The 13,290-nt window shown below is 53.6% G+C and carries 16 protein-coding genes; 9 read left to right on the top strand and 7 right to left on the bottom strand.

Annotation, left to right across the window (positions count from 1 at the left end; genetic code table 11):
* Positions 1-22 precede the first annotated feature (22 nt).
* From tatA to hemB, 7 genes are read left to right on the top strand one after another with little or no spacing between them, the layout of a single operon-like run.
* On the top strand, positions 23-259 hold the full coding sequence (gene tatA, locus QWY20_RS12105) for a Sec-independent protein translocase subunit TatA (protein WP_330129270.1): 237 nt from the start codon (positions 23-25) through the stop codon (positions 257-259).
* On the top strand, positions 260-592 hold the full coding sequence (tatB, locus tag QWY20_RS12100; protein ID WP_330129269.1) for a Sec-independent protein translocase protein TatB: 333 nt from the start codon (positions 260-262) through the stop codon (positions 590-592). It abuts the gene before it with no gap.
* Entirely contained in the window at positions 570-1,337 is a 768-nt protein-coding gene (gene tatC, locus QWY20_RS12095) for a twin-arginine translocase subunit TatC (RefSeq protein WP_330129268.1), read from the top strand. Before tatB ends, tatC begins: the two co-directional genes overlap by 23 nt.
* The gene (locus tag QWY20_RS12090; RefSeq protein ID WP_330129267.1) at positions 1,327-1,863 is read left to right on the top strand and encodes a hypothetical protein; all 537 of its coding nucleotides are present in this window, start codon (positions 1,327-1,329) and stop codon (positions 1,861-1,863) included. The genes tatC and QWY20_RS12090 overlap by 11 nt, the downstream gene beginning before the upstream one ends.
* Before the next feature lie 3 nt (positions 1,864-1,866).
* The gene (locus QWY20_RS12085) at positions 1,867-2,658 is read left to right on the top strand and encodes a TatD family hydrolase (RefSeq protein WP_330129266.1); all 792 of its coding nucleotides are present in this window, start codon (positions 1,867-1,869) and stop codon (positions 2,656-2,658) included.
* Positions 2,658-3,431: a GGDEF domain-containing protein gene (locus QWY20_RS12080; protein WP_330129265.1), complete on the top strand. Its 774-nt coding sequence runs from the start codon at positions 2,658-2,660 to the stop codon at positions 3,429-3,431. The genes QWY20_RS12085 and QWY20_RS12080 overlap by 1 nt, the downstream gene beginning before the upstream one ends.
* Entirely contained in the window at positions 3,418-4,428 is a 1,011-nt protein-coding gene (gene hemB / locus QWY20_RS12075) for a porphobilinogen synthase (RefSeq protein WP_330129264.1), read from the top strand. The genes QWY20_RS12080 and hemB overlap by 14 nt, the downstream gene beginning before the upstream one ends.
* Here hemB and QWY20_RS12070 read toward each other — a convergent pair whose 3' ends face one another.
* Genes QWY20_RS12070 through rhlB form a run of 3 tightly spaced genes read right to left on the bottom strand, consistent with a single transcriptional unit; the run spans position 4,429 to position 7,452 of the window.
* Complete coding sequence (locus QWY20_RS12070; protein ID WP_330129263.1) at positions 4,429-4,671, bottom strand: GNAT family N-acetyltransferase; 243 nt, start codon at positions 4,669-4,671, stop codon at positions 4,429-4,431.
* A gap of 2 nt (positions 4,672-4,673) precedes the next feature.
* A complete protein-coding gene (gene gppA / locus QWY20_RS12065; protein WP_330129262.1) occupies positions 4,674-6,197 on the bottom strand; it encodes a guanosine-5'-triphosphate,3'-diphosphate diphosphatase in 1,524 nt (507 codons plus the stop codon).
* On the bottom strand, positions 6,169-7,452 hold the full coding sequence (gene rhlB / locus QWY20_RS12060) for an ATP-dependent RNA helicase RhlB (protein ID WP_330129261.1): 1,284 nt from the start codon (positions 7,450-7,452) through the stop codon (positions 6,169-6,171). The genes gppA and rhlB overlap by 29 nt, the downstream gene beginning before the upstream one ends.
* 103 nt (positions 7,453-7,555) lie before the next feature.
* On the opposite strand from rhlB, the gene trxA reads away from it, so the two are divergent.
* Entirely contained in the window at positions 7,556-7,882 is a 327-nt protein-coding gene (gene trxA / locus QWY20_RS12055) for a thioredoxin TrxA (protein ID WP_091343963.1), read from the top strand.
* A gap of 223 nt (positions 7,883-8,105) precedes the next feature.
* Positions 8,106-9,371: a transcription termination factor Rho gene (gene rho / locus QWY20_RS12050; RefSeq protein WP_330129260.1), complete on the top strand. Its 1,266-nt coding sequence runs from the start codon at positions 8,106-8,108 to the stop codon at positions 9,369-9,371.
* Positions 9,372-9,428: 57 nt separating this feature from the next.
* On the opposite strand, the gene deoA is transcribed toward rho, so the two are convergent.
* The 4 genes from deoA to QWY20_RS12030 form a co-directional block, all read right to left on the bottom strand.
* Positions 9,429-10,745 (bottom strand): thymidine phosphorylase, encoded by a 1,317-nt coding sequence (gene deoA / locus QWY20_RS12045; RefSeq protein ID WP_330129259.1) that lies wholly within the window; start codon positions 10,743-10,745, stop codon positions 9,429-9,431.
* Positions 10,746-10,748: 3 nt separating this feature from the next.
* Positions 10,749-11,183, bottom strand: a complete 435-nt coding sequence (locus QWY20_RS12040; protein WP_330129258.1) for a cytidine deaminase — start codon at positions 11,181-11,183, stop codon at positions 10,749-10,751.
* Between the two features lie 91 nt (positions 11,184-11,274).
* On the bottom strand, positions 11,275-12,048 hold the full coding sequence (locus tag QWY20_RS12035) for an amidohydrolase (RefSeq protein WP_330129257.1): 774 nt from the start codon (positions 12,046-12,048) through the stop codon (positions 11,275-11,277).
* On the bottom strand, positions 12,036-13,187 hold the full coding sequence (locus tag QWY20_RS12030) for a pyridoxal phosphate-dependent aminotransferase (RefSeq protein WP_330129256.1): 1,152 nt from the start codon (positions 13,185-13,187) through the stop codon (positions 12,036-12,038). The genes QWY20_RS12035 and QWY20_RS12030 overlap by 13 nt, the downstream gene beginning before the upstream one ends.
* Positions 13,188-13,290: the final 103 nt, after the last annotated feature.

Below are 13,290 nucleotides of genomic sequence, written 5' to 3'. Positions count from 1 at the left end.
CTTGCTGTAAAAGGGCGTTGATATGGGATTTGGTGGCATTAGTATCTGGCAATTATTGATTGTACTGGCAATCATCGTACTGCTGTTTGGTACCAAAAAATTACGTGGTTTAGGTTCTGATTTAGGCTCGGCTATCAAAGGCTTTCGTAACTCGGTAAAAGACGAAGAAAGTAGCAAAGAAGAGCAGGAACAGCTAGGTAAGCCGTCTGAGCGTGAAAAGACAGACACTGAACACAGTAAAGAGCGCGAAAAACAGTAAATGGGCTTCTGGGAACTGTTGGTGATCGCAGTGGTTGGTTTGCTGGTACTGGGCCCCGAGCGGCTGCCCGGTGCTATTCGTTCCGTCATGCGTACCGTCAACTCGGTCAAACAGTTTGGCCAGCAGATGCAGGCCGAACTAAGTGACAACCTGCGGGTGCATGAACTGCATCAAAAACTAAAACAAGCAGAACAAAAAGGCTTTCTTGATTTGACCGATGAGGAAAAAGCGGCTGTGGCTGAACTCAAAAAAGCCGCCGAAGATGTCAATAAAGCCGGTACTGCCCCAACGAAGAACACAACCAAGCATCATGACGATTCAAGCGGAACCTGACAGCTTGTTAGGCCATCTGGTCGAGCTGCGTAACCGGCTACTACGCTGCGTTATTGCTGTTTTGGTGGTTTTTGCCTGCCTGGCTTACTTTGCCAACGACTTGTATGAACTGCTGGCCATGCCATTGATTGCCACCATGCCAGAAGGCAGCAGCATGATTGCGACCGATGTCGCCTCGCCTTTTTTCGCGCCTTTTAAACTGACCTTTATGGTGGCCATCGCCTTGGCTATTCCTTACATTTTATTTCAGATTTGGCGGTTTATCGCGCCGGCCTTGTATCAGCGCGAACGGCGCCTGGTGGCACCCCTGGTAATTTCCAGTACCCTATTATTTTATGCCGGTATTGCCTTTGCGTATTATGTGGTGTTCCCTATCGTCTTTGCTTTTTTTAGCAGCTACGCTTCCGACAGCATCACCATCGCCACCGATATCAGCAGTTATCTGAATTTTGTCCTTAAGCTGTTTTTTGCTTTTGGCATCGCTTTTGAAATCCCGGTGGTGATCTTGCTGCTTATCTGGTCAGGGACCACCACGCCACAAGCGCTGGCAGCAAAACGCCCTTATATTGTGGTGGGTGCCTTTATTGCCGGTATGTTGCTGACGCCACCGGATGTCATCTCGCAAACCTTGCTGGCCATTCCTATGTGGATTTTGTTTGAATGTGGTTTACTGCTGGGACGTTTTTATCAACCCAAAGATCAACCGAATACTGAATCGAACCCGGAGGTCAAGGATGAAAGTTAAATCACTTTACTGGCTGGTCCTGGCGCTGCCTTTGCTGGCCACCCTGCCACTGCAGGCATCAGAGGCACAGCTTCGTGCCGCTTTGCAGCAATGCCTGCAACAGCAAAACACAACCGAGCGGCTGCATTGTTATGACCAGCTAGCCACCTCATACACACCAGCAGCTGCCGCCAGACAACGGGGTACGGAACAGCAAGCTGAACGGCAACCTGCCCCGGCTTCCGAACGCCGTATCGAGCGCCAACCTGAACCAGCAGCCGCGGCTGAAGCCGGTTTTGGCAAAGCCGCTGAGCGACCAGCCGAGCAACTGGATCGTATTTACGCGACCGTAACCAGAGTTGACAAAGATGCCCGCCAGCACCTTATTGTGCATTTCGATAATGGCCAGGTTTGGCGGCAAAGCTCGGCTGAGTATTACCCGATCGAGGTAGGCCAGACTCACTATATCCGCAGAGCAATGCTGGGCTCCTTTGTGCTAAGCAATGATAACAGCAACCGCTCGACCCGTGTCCGCAGGATAGAGTAGCCGATGGCATGGTTTGATCTGGGCGTTAATCTGTTTAGCCAGCAGTTTGATCACGATCGGATTGAACTGCTTGAGCGCGCTCAGACTGCAGGGGTTGGGCACTGGCTGCTGATCGCCTCGGATCTGAAGGAAGCAGAGCAGAACATCGCTTGGTGTCATCAACATCCTGCCTGCTACAGTACAGCTGGCGTTCATCCCCATCAGGCCGATCAGGTCAGTGAAGGCTGGCAACGTCAGTTACGACAGCTGGTGAAAGATCACACCGTTGTTGCTATCGGTGAATGTGGTCTCGATTTTAACCGTAACTTTTCTTCCGAAATGGGTCAACTTGCTGTTTTTTCAGAACAATTAGCACTGGCAAAAGAGCTGCAGTTGCCGGTATATCTGCATGAACGCGATGCCTTCGAGCAGCAATATGCCTTGCTGCAAGAGCACCAAATCCAGCATGGCATTGCCCACTGCTTTACCGGCAACAGCGAGCAGCTCAAAGCCTATCTCGATTTAGGGCTCTACATTGGCCTTACCGGCTGGCTCTGTGACGAACGGCGCAATCAGCAGCTGATTGCCGCCCTGCAGTATTTACCACTGGACCGCATTTGCCTGGAAACCGACTCGCCTTACTTGTTACCCCGTAACCTGACGCACAAACCCAAAAGCCGGCGCAATGAGCCGGCTTATCTACTGGCTATTGCCGAGCAACTGGCAGCACTGAAAGACCTTTCGTTGCAACAGGTGCAACAGCAATGCTGGCTCAACAGCCAACAGCTGCTGAACCGTGCAGGAGTGAGCAGCTAATGGCTGCTCTCTGGCAACATACGGAATTGCTGCTGGCGCTTGGTGCTGGTTTTCTGCTTGGCTGCCTGCTGCTCACCCCCTGGTTGCTTTGGTTGCACCGCAAACACTTGCAGCAACTGGAAGCCGAGCTGGAAAACACCATTTCAGAGCGTACGCTGGAGCTGCAAATTGCCCTGCAGGAGCTGGCTGAGAAAAATGAACTGCTGGAAACACAAAGTACTACCGATGCGCTATCTGGGGTAAAAAACCGTGCTTATTTTGATCGCAAAATGCTTGCCGAAATTAATCGCAGCCGCCGCGAGCAACGACCACTGGCCCTGGTACTGCTGGATATCGATTTATTTAAACAGGTGAACGACGACTTCGGCCACCTGGCCGGTGATCAAGTGATTCGTCAGGTAGCAGGTTTTATCCAAAGCCAGCTGAAACGCTGCAGTGATCTGGTCTGCCGCTACGGCGGTGAAGAATTTGCCCTGATCCTGCCCAATACCGATACCCTGGGTGCTTATCAAGTGGCTGAGCGTATTCGCTGTTTGCTGGCAGAAAAGCTGTTACCTGTGCAGCAGCACCAATTAAGCATCACCATCAGTGCCGGTTGTTACGCAGCGGTTGCCAATGCCGAGAGCAGCATTGAATTCTATGTCTATCATGCCGATAAAGCGCTTTATCAGGCTAAGAGCTCTGGTCGCAATCAGGTGCTCACGCAACCACCGCTGCACCAGAGCAAGCTTCCAAACGACGACACAAAGGAGTCCAAGCATGTCACACCCTAACGACTTTCCCTGGACCCGCATGCGCCGGATGCGTCAGGCCGATTTTAGCCGCCGGCTGATGGCCGAGCACAAGCTCACAATCGACGACCTGATTTATCCAGTCTTTGTGCTGGAAGGTGAGCAGCAGCGCGAAGCCATTGCTTCGATGCCGGGCATTGAACGCCTGAGCGTGGATCTGCTGGTCGAAGAAGCCAAACAGCTGGCTGCGCTGGGCATTCCTGCCATCGCGCTCTTCCCTGTTACACCAGCAGAAAAGAAATCGCTGCAGGCGGAAGAAGCCTGGAACCCGGATGGGCTGGCGCAGCGGGCAGTGCGGGCACTGAAAACTGCTGTGCCAGAGCTTGGGGTCATTACCGACGTGGCACTGGATCCATTTACCACTCATGGCCAGGACGGCATCATTGATGACAGCGGCTATGTGGTGAATGATGTCACCACCGCCGCTTTAGTGAAACAGGCCCTGTCGCATGCCGAAGCCGGCGCCGATGTGGTAGCGCCATCGGATATGATGGATGGCCGCATTGGCGCGATTCGTGAGGCGCTGGAAGAAGCCGGTTTCGTCCATACCCGCATTCTGGCTTATTCCGCCAAATACGCTTCCAGCTACTACGGCCCTTTTCGCGATGCGGTCGGCTCCGCCGCCAACCTTAAAGGTGGCGATAAAAAAACCTATCAGATGGATCCGGCCAATAGCGACGAAGCACTGCGCGAAGTGGCGCTGGATTTAACCGAAGGCGCCGATATGGTGATGGTCAAACCCGGCATGCCTTACTTAGACATAGTGCGGCGGGTCAAAGATGAGTTTGGCGTCCCGACCTTTGCCTATCAGGTCAGCGGCGAGTACGCCATGCACATGGCCGCCATTCAAAACGGCTGGCTGGCAGAAAAACCAGTGATTATGGAATCGCTACTGGCCTTCAAACGCGCCGGCGCCGATGGCATCCTGACCTACTTTGCTAAAAAAGTTGCGATTTGGTTGAACGAAACAACCACCTGATCACAAAAACTTCTGCACATACCAGCAGCTGGCCTGTACGGCTAGTTGCTGTTGTTCTGCCCAAGCAAGACCATGCCGTACCAACTGCTCAGCCATGCCCTGGCCACGCAGTGCATCCGGTACATAAGTGCGCCAGAAATCGACACTATCGCCAAGCAGTTGGTATTCCAGCAACGCTTCTTCGCCTTGTTGCACAATGCGAAAACGCTGCAGCTCGGGTTGGTGCTCAATGGCGTAGCGCATGCTCACTGCAGCTCCAATTCCCAACCTGCGGCTTGTTGGTATTGCACTTCCTGCTCCAGCTCGGCCCGCATCAGCGGGTGCTGATCGAGCCAGCCAGCCGGCAGTTGCAACACCAACTGCTCACCTTTACCACTTAGAGTAACATTGGGCAGGGCTTCGTGGCGACGGCGCATCGACAGCACCACGGCCAATCGCAAAATACGGGTCAGTCGTACTGTCAGCAGCACCGAAGTCATGGTTTGCTTGGCAATCAGCTCCCGGTTGATATCGGCTCTGTGGTTATGCACCAGTGCCATCAACAGCTGCTGCTGGGCCCGGGTAAAACCGGGCAAATCGGAGTGGCTGATGATGTAAGCACCATGGTGATGGTGGTTTTTGTATTCGATCAGTAAGCCCAGCTCATGCAGCAGCGCCGCACCGTGCAATAAGCCGAGACCATCGAAGGCGGTGAGTGACCAGCGCGGGCTGAGTTGCTGTGCCAACGACTGAGCCATATCCGCCACCCGGTTAGCATGCTGCTGATCGATATGATAACGCACCATCAGGCTGGCAATGGTGCGGTGACGCACATCGCTTTCCTGCAGCTGAGGCAACATGCTGTACAGCACGCCTTCACGCAAAGCCCCACCCGATAAGGTCATGCCTTTGATACCCAGCGCCCGGAACAAGGCAATCAGAATGGACAAACCGGATGGAAATACCTGCCGACGCTCTTGTGCCAGGCCCACCAGGGTCAGTTGATCCTGCCGGCCACAAACCATCGCCTGCTGCATAATGGCTTCCAGCCGTTCCAGGGTAATGGTTTCATCCATGCCTTGAGCAATCAGGATTTCCTGCATCGCCTGCACCGTGCCGGAGGCCCCCACAGCCACCTGCCAGCCCAGAGCCTGATATGCTGGCAGAATGGGTGCCAAGGTCTGCTCTGCGGCAGCGATAGCAGCGTTAAAGTTGTCTTCGGTCAACAGGCCATCGGCAAAATATGCATCCAAAAAGGTCACGCAGCCCATATGCAGGCTGCTTAGTTTGAGAGGTTCAAACCCTTTGCCTATCACAATTTCAGTGCTGGCACCGCCGATATCAATGACCAGGCGGTTTTGTTCGCAATTGGAGGTATGGGCCACGCCCAGATAAATAATGCGCGCTTCTTCTTCGCCACTGATCACCCGGATGGGGTGGCCTAAGATATGCTCGGCATCATGCAGAAAAGTTTTAACATTGCGCGCTAAACGCAAGGTAGCAGTGCCGACAATGCGCACATTTTGTGGTGGGATATCCTGTAGCCGTTCGGCAAAAAGGGCCAGACATTCCCAGCCCCGTTTCATGGCGCGGCGACTAAGCACCAGGTTTTCATTCAAACCGGCGGCCAGCCGAACTTTACGCTTCACCCGGCCTATCACCTGCACACTGCCGCCAACCACCTTGACCATCAGCATATGAAAGCTGTTGGAGCCAAGGTCAATGACGGCGTAAATATCCTGCTGTTCTGAGCGAGCTGGCTCAGCGATTGCGTGGACGTCGGCTGGCATTTGGACTGGATCCGCTGCGACCACGGTTACCACCGCCACTGCGAGCTGTGGTAGTACGGCGACGAGCTCGTGGCTTTGGCGTCGTTAAGTCAGTTAACAACGCATCCGGATCGTACTGAGTCACAGGCAACGGATGCCGGATGTAGTCTTCAATGGCCGTCAGATTCAGGGCATAGCGCTCACAGGCAAAACTGATCGCTTTGCCGCTTTCACCTGCCCGGCCGGTACGGCCTATGCGGTGAACATAATCTTCGCAATCGTCTGGCAAGTCAAAGTTGAACACATGGCTCACTTTCGGAATATGCAGGCCACGGGCGGCTACATCGGTTGCCACCAGAATATCCAGTTTACCACTGGTGAAATCTTCCAGAATTTTCAAGCGCTTTTTCTGCACCACATCGCCGGTCAGCAAGCCTACCCGGTGACCATCGGCCTCCAGCCAGGCATGGACGTTCTCACAGCTGTGCTTGGTGTTGGCAAAGACAATGGCTTTATCCGGCCATTCTTCTTCCATCAAGGTCAGTAACAGTTTCATTTTGTCCGGATCGGACGGATAAAACAGCTCTTCGCTGATACGACTGGCGGTCATCTGATCTGGTTCAATATGAATGTGCACCGGCTCGTTCATTTGCTCAAACGCCAGCTCCTGCACCTTGTATGACAAGGTCGCCGAGAATAACAAACTAAGGCGCTCATTGGCCGGTGGCATCTGGCGGAATAAAAAGCGGATGTCTTTGATAAAGCCCAAATCGAACATCCGATCGGCTTCATCCAATACCACCACCTGAATTTGATCCAGCTGAAACAGGCCCTGCTTCTGATAATCAATCAAGCGGCCAGTGGTACCGATCAAAATATCGACGCCTTGTTCCAGCAACTGCCGTTGAGAGTCGTAGCCTTCGCCCCCATAGATAAGGCCAAGGCGAAAACCAGCGCTTTTTGCCAGTGCCACCGCATCCTGATGGATCTGAACCGCCAGTTCGCGCGTAGGAGCCATAATGATAGCGCGCGGCTGGCCCGAGCCTCTGGGCTCGTTGTTCAATAAGTAATGAAAGGTCGCGGTTAAAAACGCCAGAGTTTTACCGGTTCCGGTCTGTGCCTGGCCGGCAATGTCTTTGCCCTTAAGCGCCAGGGGCAGACACTGCGCCTGGATTGGAGTACAATAACTGAAACCCAGACTGTTCAGTGCGTCCAGGATCTGTGGTGCCAATGCGAAATCAGCGAATTTGTGCGATGTTAAGTGTGTTTTATTCATACCAGCCTAGCATAACTGTTCGCCTTGCATTAGGAAACAGCCGCGTTTAAATTGATGACATTTTTTGCAGTCGATCTGCCCAGTTCAATAACGGAGACAATCAATGAGTGACCTGATTTTACATGTTTCAGACGATAGTTTTGAAACCGATGTACTGAACGCTGAACAACCTGTTTTAGTCGATTTTTGGGCTGAATGGTGTGGCCCTTGTAAAATGATCGCGCCCATTCTGGACGATGTAGCAGGTGAATATCAAGGAAAAGTCACCATTGCCAAGCTGAATATCGATCAAAACCCGAATACCTCGCCTAAATACGGCATTCGTGGTATTCCTACCCTGTTGTTGTTTAAAAATGGCCAGGTTGCGGCTACCAAAGTAGGTGCCTTGTCCAAAACACAACTGAAAGAGTTCCTCGATAGCAACATCTGATCACAGTAGCAGCATGGCAGACGACATCAGCCTCTGCCATGCTGCTGACTTTTTACACAGTTTTTATGGATCACATATAGACGACTGCGCCATCACCTGCTATTGTTGTTGGCAGTACAACACCCATGACCACGCTTGTCTGTCGAGTAGACCAACTCCAAACCTTTTCAAACCCGCTGATAAGCTAACAACCCTTATTTTGATCAACTAGAACCCATCAATTATGCATTTAACAGAATTAAAAAGTAAGCCAATCAATGAACTGGTGGAATTAGCCGAGTCCATGGGCTTAGACAGCATGGCTCGTCTGCGCAAGCAGGACATCATCTTCGCCATTTTAAAGTCTCACGCCAAAAAAGGTGAGGAGATTTATGGCGGTGGCGTACTGGAGATTCTGCAGGATGGCTTCGGCTTCTTGCGCTCTGGCGACAGCTCCTACCTGGCCGGCCCGGACGATATTTACGTCTCACCCAGCCAGATCCGTCGTTTTAACTTACGTACCGGTGACACCATCGATGGTCTGATCCGGCCACCAAAAGAAGGCGAGCGCTACTTTGCGCTGCTGAAAGTCAGCGAAGTCAACTTTGGCAAGCCAGAGCACGCCCGCAACAAGATCCTGTTCGAAAACTTAACGCCGCTGCATGCCAATGACCGCCTGCGGATGGAGCGTGGCAACGGCAGTACTGAAGACATTACTGCCCGGGTACTGGATTTGGCCTCCCCCATCGGCCGGGGCCAACGCGGCTTGATTGTGGCGCCACCAAAAGCCGGTAAAACCCTGTTGCTGCAAAACATCGCTCAGTCCATTGCGGCCAACCACCCGGAATGCGTGCTGATGGTGCTGTTGATTGACGAGCGGCCGGAAGAAGTGACCGAGATGCAGCGACTGGTCAAAGGCGAAGTGATTGCCTCTACCTTCGATGAGCCTGCCAGCCGTCATGTCCAGGTGGCAGAAATGGTGATTGAAAAAGCCAAACGACTGGTGGAGCATAAAAAAGATGTGATTATTCTGCTTGACTCCATCACCCGCTTAGCCCGTGCTTACAACACCGTGATCCCAAGCTCCGGCAAGGTACTGACCGGTGGTGTCGATGCCAATGCGTTGCACAAACCAAAGCGTTTCTTTGGCGCAGCCCGGAATGTGGAAGAAGGCGGCAGCTTAACCATTATCGCTACCGCCCTGGTGGATACCGGCTCGAAGATGGACGAAGTCATCTACGAAGAATTTAAAGGCACCGGTAACCTTGAGCTGCATTTGGCGCGCAAAATTGCCGAAAAACGCATCTTCCCGGCCATTGATTTCAACCGCTCCGGTACCCGCCGCGAAGAGCTGATGGTATCGCAGGAAGAGTTGCAGAAGATGTGGATTTTACGTAAGATCCTCAATCCAATGGATGAGTCCGATGCAATGGAGTTTTTGATCGACAAACTCAGCATGACCAAAACCAATGATGAGTTTTTCGAGTCAATGAAGCGTCAGCGCAGTTAAATCTGCACCAAGGGCTCTAATAAAGCCAGCCGGTTCAGGCTGGCTTTTTTGTTGCCGCTATGTCAAACGCTGATGCACCAAAGGACTAAGCCTAACCGGCTCTGACACCACCGCACAGGCCGCCAGCACTTCTTGCGCCGCATGCTCGGCATCTTGCTGATTGGCAGCATGCACGGTTAATAGCGGCTGGCTCTGACTAATAGCACTGCCCGCCGGGCAGATGCCACTAAAACCGACCGCTGGATTGATCTTCTGCTCCGGATGCGAGCGGCCTCCACCTAAGCGCACTACCGCCATGCCAAGTGCTACCGTATCGTCGATCTGCAGATAGCCACTGGCCGGTGCCGGTACATCCAGCACCACAGGTGCCTGGGCTAAATACTGTGCCGGCTTTTCCAGCAAATCAGTTGGCCCACCCAGAGCAGCCACCATTTTGGCAAAGTACTCGGCGGCTTTGCCGCTACTCAGACTATGTTCCAGCGCGCTGATGGCGCTGTCTTTATCCCTGGCGACACCGGATAGCACCAGCATCTCAGCCCCCAGCGCCAGGGTCAGCTGATGCAAACGTGGTTCGCGCTTTTTACCTGTCAGATAATCCAGCGTTTCCAGCACTTCCAGCGCATTGCCGGCGGTAAGTCCCAGGATCTGATTCATATCGGTAATCAGCGCTGCAGTCGGCACACCAGCACCACAGGCAGTATCGACAATGCTGCAGGCCAGTTCATGCGCATCTTCCGCGGTGGCCATAATGGCACCATTGCCCACTTTGACATCCATCACCAGGGCATCCAGTCCTTCGGATAGCTTTTTTGATAAAATAGAAGCGGTAATCAGCGGAATGGACTCCACCGTTGCCGTCACATCGCGGATACCATACAAACGGCGATCGGCCGGTGCCAGCTCATCGGTCTGACCGACAATCAGGCAGCCCAGCTCCGGCAACAATTGACGAATTCGGCTCAGCGACTGATTACAGCTGTAGCCCGGGATGCTTTCCAGTTTATCGACAGTACCGCCGGTATGGCCTAAACCACGACCAGCAATACTGGGCATAAAGGCGCCGCAAGCGGCTACCATCGGCGCCAGCATCAGGGTCACCTTGTCGCCAACGCCACCGGTGCTGTGTTTGTCCACCACAGGCCCGTTCAACCGCCCCTGCCAGTTCAGGCAGGTGCCGGAGTCACGCATCGCCAGAGTCAGCGCCACTTTTTCATCCACCGACATGCCATTCAGATAAATCGCCATCGCCAGCGCAGCCGCCTGACTGTCACTGAAACTGCCATCGGTTAAGCCTTTGGCGAATTGCTGAATATCGGCCTGGCTCAAGGTGTTGCCATTACGCTTAATTTTGATGATTTCCTGTGGGATAGGCATGGCTTACTCCGTTGACACTTTGGTGCTATTGGCTAAATACAAAGGGGTGAAGGCATCTGGTAGCAGTTGCTGTACAGTCCAACCCTGCAACTGCGCTTGATGATTGCTGCTATAAATGATGGTTTCCGGTAAGAAAAATTCAGCAATCACCTGGCGGCATAAACCGCAGGGCGGCGTTAACTGCGCTTGCGGTGTGTAGACCATTAAAGCATCAAACTGACGTTTGCCTGCTACCACACCAGCAGCAATGGCATTGCGCTCAGCGCAGACAGTGGCACCATAAGATGCATTTTCCACATTGCAGCCGGTGTAAATGCTGCCATCCAGGGCGCGCACGGCGACGCCGACCGGGAACTGGCTGTAAGGCGCATAGGCCTGGGAAGCGGCCGCTTTGGCGGCCTGATACAATGGCTCAAGCTCCGGAGTAAGTGCTGTCATGGGTTGTTCTCATCCAAACTGGCCACAAAGGCCCGGATCGACAGTTATGACGGCAAACAGCACTCAGATCAAGGGAAAGGTTGAAAAGTTGTTAGGATCCCAGCGTAAAATCATCGGCATCCAGATAGGCCGGGAACTTATCTTTGAACTGCTGTAAAGCCGCTCCGTCCAGTTCCGCCACCAGCACCTCCGCCCGATCGGCACCATCCGCCAGCGGTTGTCCCAGGTAATCCAGCACCAAACTGTCGCCACTGTAATCAACGCCATTGCCGTCGCGGCCAATACGGTTGCAGCCAATCACATAGGCCTGATTTTCAATCGCTCTGGCAGCCAGTAAGGTGCGCCAGGCCAGGCGGCGTGGTGCCGGCCAGTTGGCGACGTAAATCAGCACATCGTAATCATTGCGGTTGCGGCTAAACACCGGAAAGCGCAGGTCGTAGCAAATTTGCAGGCAGTAACGCAGCCCGCGCCAGGGCACGATGACCCGCTCGCGGCCTGCCTGATAGGCCTGGTGTTCACCGGCCATTCGGAACAAGTGCGTCTTATCGTACTGAAAGCTCTCGCCCTCCGGGGTCACAAAGTACAAGCGGTTGTAGTACTGGCCTTGCTCTTTGACGGCTACCGAGCCACAAAGCGCAGCGCCGGATAACGCTGCCTGCTGCTTCAGCCAATCCAGGCTCTCACCGCCGGCCGGCTCGGCAACGGCGGCACTGTTCATCGAAAAGCCGGTGGTGAACATTTCCGGTAGCACAATCAAGTCCTGCTGCGGCAAAGTCGCGATGGTTTGCGCCAGGCGCTGGCGATTTTTCTCTGGTGCCTGCCAGTCCAGTTCGGTTTGGACCACAGCAACCTTTACAGCCGACATAACACCTCCGTAGCCTGTTGCAACGTGTACTCTTCTTTGGCAAAACAAAACCGGATCAGCCGCTGCGCCGGCGGTTGGCGGTAAAACACACTGAGTGGAATGGCCGCGACCTTGTGCTCTATCGTAAGCCAACGGCAAAACTCCACATCCGGCTGATCGCTGATGGCACTGTAATCGGCCAGCTGAAAATAGGTGCCCTGTGAGGGCAATAACTGAAAGCGACTGGCTGCAAGCGCCGCCACAAAGCAATCGCGCTTTTGCTGGTAGAAAGCAGCTAATCCGCTGACCTGCTCCGGATGCTGCTCCAGCATGGCGGCCACGGCAAATTGTGCCGGGGTAAAGCTGGAGAAAGTGACGTACTGGTGTACTTTACGAAACTCCGCCATCAGTGCCGCAGGCGCCACACAATAGCCCAGCTTCCAGCCGGTGACATGAAAGGTTTTGCCAAAAGACGACACCACCAGGCTGCGCGCTGCCAGCTCCGGAAAACACAAAGCACTGAGTTGCGGCCGTTCATCAAACACCATGTGCTCGTACACTTCATCACTCAGGCAGTACAAACCATGCTGGCACACTAAGCGTTGCAACTCTTGCCAATCATCCGCCGTAAAAATCTGACTGCTCGGGTTGTGCGGGCTATTGACAATAATCAGCCGGGTGTTGCAATTGATGCTGTCCGCCACCTGCTGCCAGTCCACGTTAAAATCCGGTGCCGTCAGGGCCAGGTGCACCGCGGTGCCACCAGCCAATTGCACCGCCGGGGCATAGCTGTCATAAGCGGGATCAAATACGATCACCTCATCGCCGGGGCGAACCAAGGCCTGAATGGCACAAAATAAGGCTTCTGTGGCACCGGAGGTGACGGTAATTTGCTGCTCCGGGCACACGGTCTGGCGGTAACAACGCGCAATCAAGGCAGCAATTTGCTGGCGCAGCGGCAATACACCAGCCATGGGCGCGTACTGGTTCAGCCCTTGCTGACTATAAGCCGCCAGTTGCTGCACCAAATAAGGATTGCAGCCAAAATCCGGAAAGCCTTGCGACAAATTGATTGCCTGCTGCTCACTGGCCAGTTGCGACATCTGGCTGAAAATCGAGCTGCCAATTTCAGGCAGTTTGGATGGAAAAGTGCTGTGCATAAATGGCCCTGAACATGAACTATCTTTACCTTAGCGTCTGCTGCTACCATTCTGCAACCATCAATAGTCAGATGGAAAGCCAGAGCAGTTGCCAAATTGGTCA

The sequence above is a fragment of the Alkalimonas cellulosilytica genome, from assembly GCF_036325985.1.
Lineage (GTDB): Bacteria > Pseudomonadota > Gammaproteobacteria > Enterobacterales > Alteromonadaceae > Alkalimonas > Alkalimonas cellulosilytica.
The sequence above is the reverse complement of the archived record's forward strand: the minus strand, read 5'-3'. Positions and strand labels throughout refer to the sequence as shown.

Excerpts from the sequence above, each read along its gene's own strand:
- tatA (WP_330129270.1), top strand. The coding sequence starts at position 23 with ATGGGATTTGGTGGCATTAGTATCTGGCAATTATTGATTGTACTGGCA.
- tatB (WP_330129269.1), top strand. The coding sequence starts at position 260 with ATGGGCTTCTGGGAACTGTTGGTGATCGCAGTGGTTGGTTTGCTGGTA.
- tatC (WP_330129268.1), top strand. The coding sequence starts at position 570 with ATGACGATTCAAGCGGAACCTGACAGCTTGTTAGGCCATCTGGTCGAG.
- QWY20_RS12090 (WP_330129267.1), top strand. The coding sequence starts at position 1,327 with ATGAAAGTTAAATCACTTTACTGGCTGGTCCTGGCGCTGCCTTTGCTG.
- QWY20_RS12085 (WP_330129266.1), top strand. The coding sequence starts at position 1,867 with ATGGCATGGTTTGATCTGGGCGTTAATCTGTTTAGCCAGCAGTTTGAT.
- QWY20_RS12080 (WP_330129265.1), top strand. The coding sequence starts at position 2,658 with ATGGCTGCTCTCTGGCAACATACGGAATTGCTGCTGGCGCTTGGTGCT.
- hemB (WP_330129264.1), top strand. The coding sequence starts at position 3,418 with ATGTCACACCCTAACGACTTTCCCTGGACCCGCATGCGCCGGATGCGT.
- QWY20_RS12070 (WP_330129263.1), bottom strand. The coding sequence starts at position 4,671 with ATGCGCTACGCCATTGAGCACCAACCCGAGCTGCAGCGTTTTCGCATT.
- gppA (WP_330129262.1), bottom strand. The coding sequence starts at position 6,197 with ATGCCAGCCGACGTCCACGCAATCGCTGAGCCAGCTCGCTCAGAACAG.
- rhlB (WP_330129261.1), bottom strand. The coding sequence starts at position 7,452 with ATGAATAAAACACACTTAACATCGCACAAATTCGCTGATTTCGCATTG.
- trxA (WP_091343963.1), top strand. The coding sequence starts at position 7,556 with ATGAGTGACCTGATTTTACATGTTTCAGACGATAGTTTTGAAACCGAT.
- rho (WP_330129260.1), top strand. The coding sequence starts at position 8,106 with ATGCATTTAACAGAATTAAAAAGTAAGCCAATCAATGAACTGGTGGAA.
- deoA (WP_330129259.1), bottom strand. The coding sequence starts at position 10,745 with ATGCCTATCCCACAGGAAATCATCAAAATTAAGCGTAATGGCAACACC.
- QWY20_RS12040 (WP_330129258.1), bottom strand. The coding sequence starts at position 11,183 with ATGACAGCACTTACTCCGGAGCTTGAGCCATTGTATCAGGCCGCCAAA.
- QWY20_RS12035 (WP_330129257.1), bottom strand. The coding sequence starts at position 12,048 with ATGTCGGCTGTAAAGGTTGCTGTGGTCCAAACCGAACTGGACTGGCAG.
- QWY20_RS12030 (WP_330129256.1), bottom strand. The coding sequence starts at position 13,187 with ATGCACAGCACTTTTCCATCCAAACTGCCTGAAATTGGCAGCTCGATT.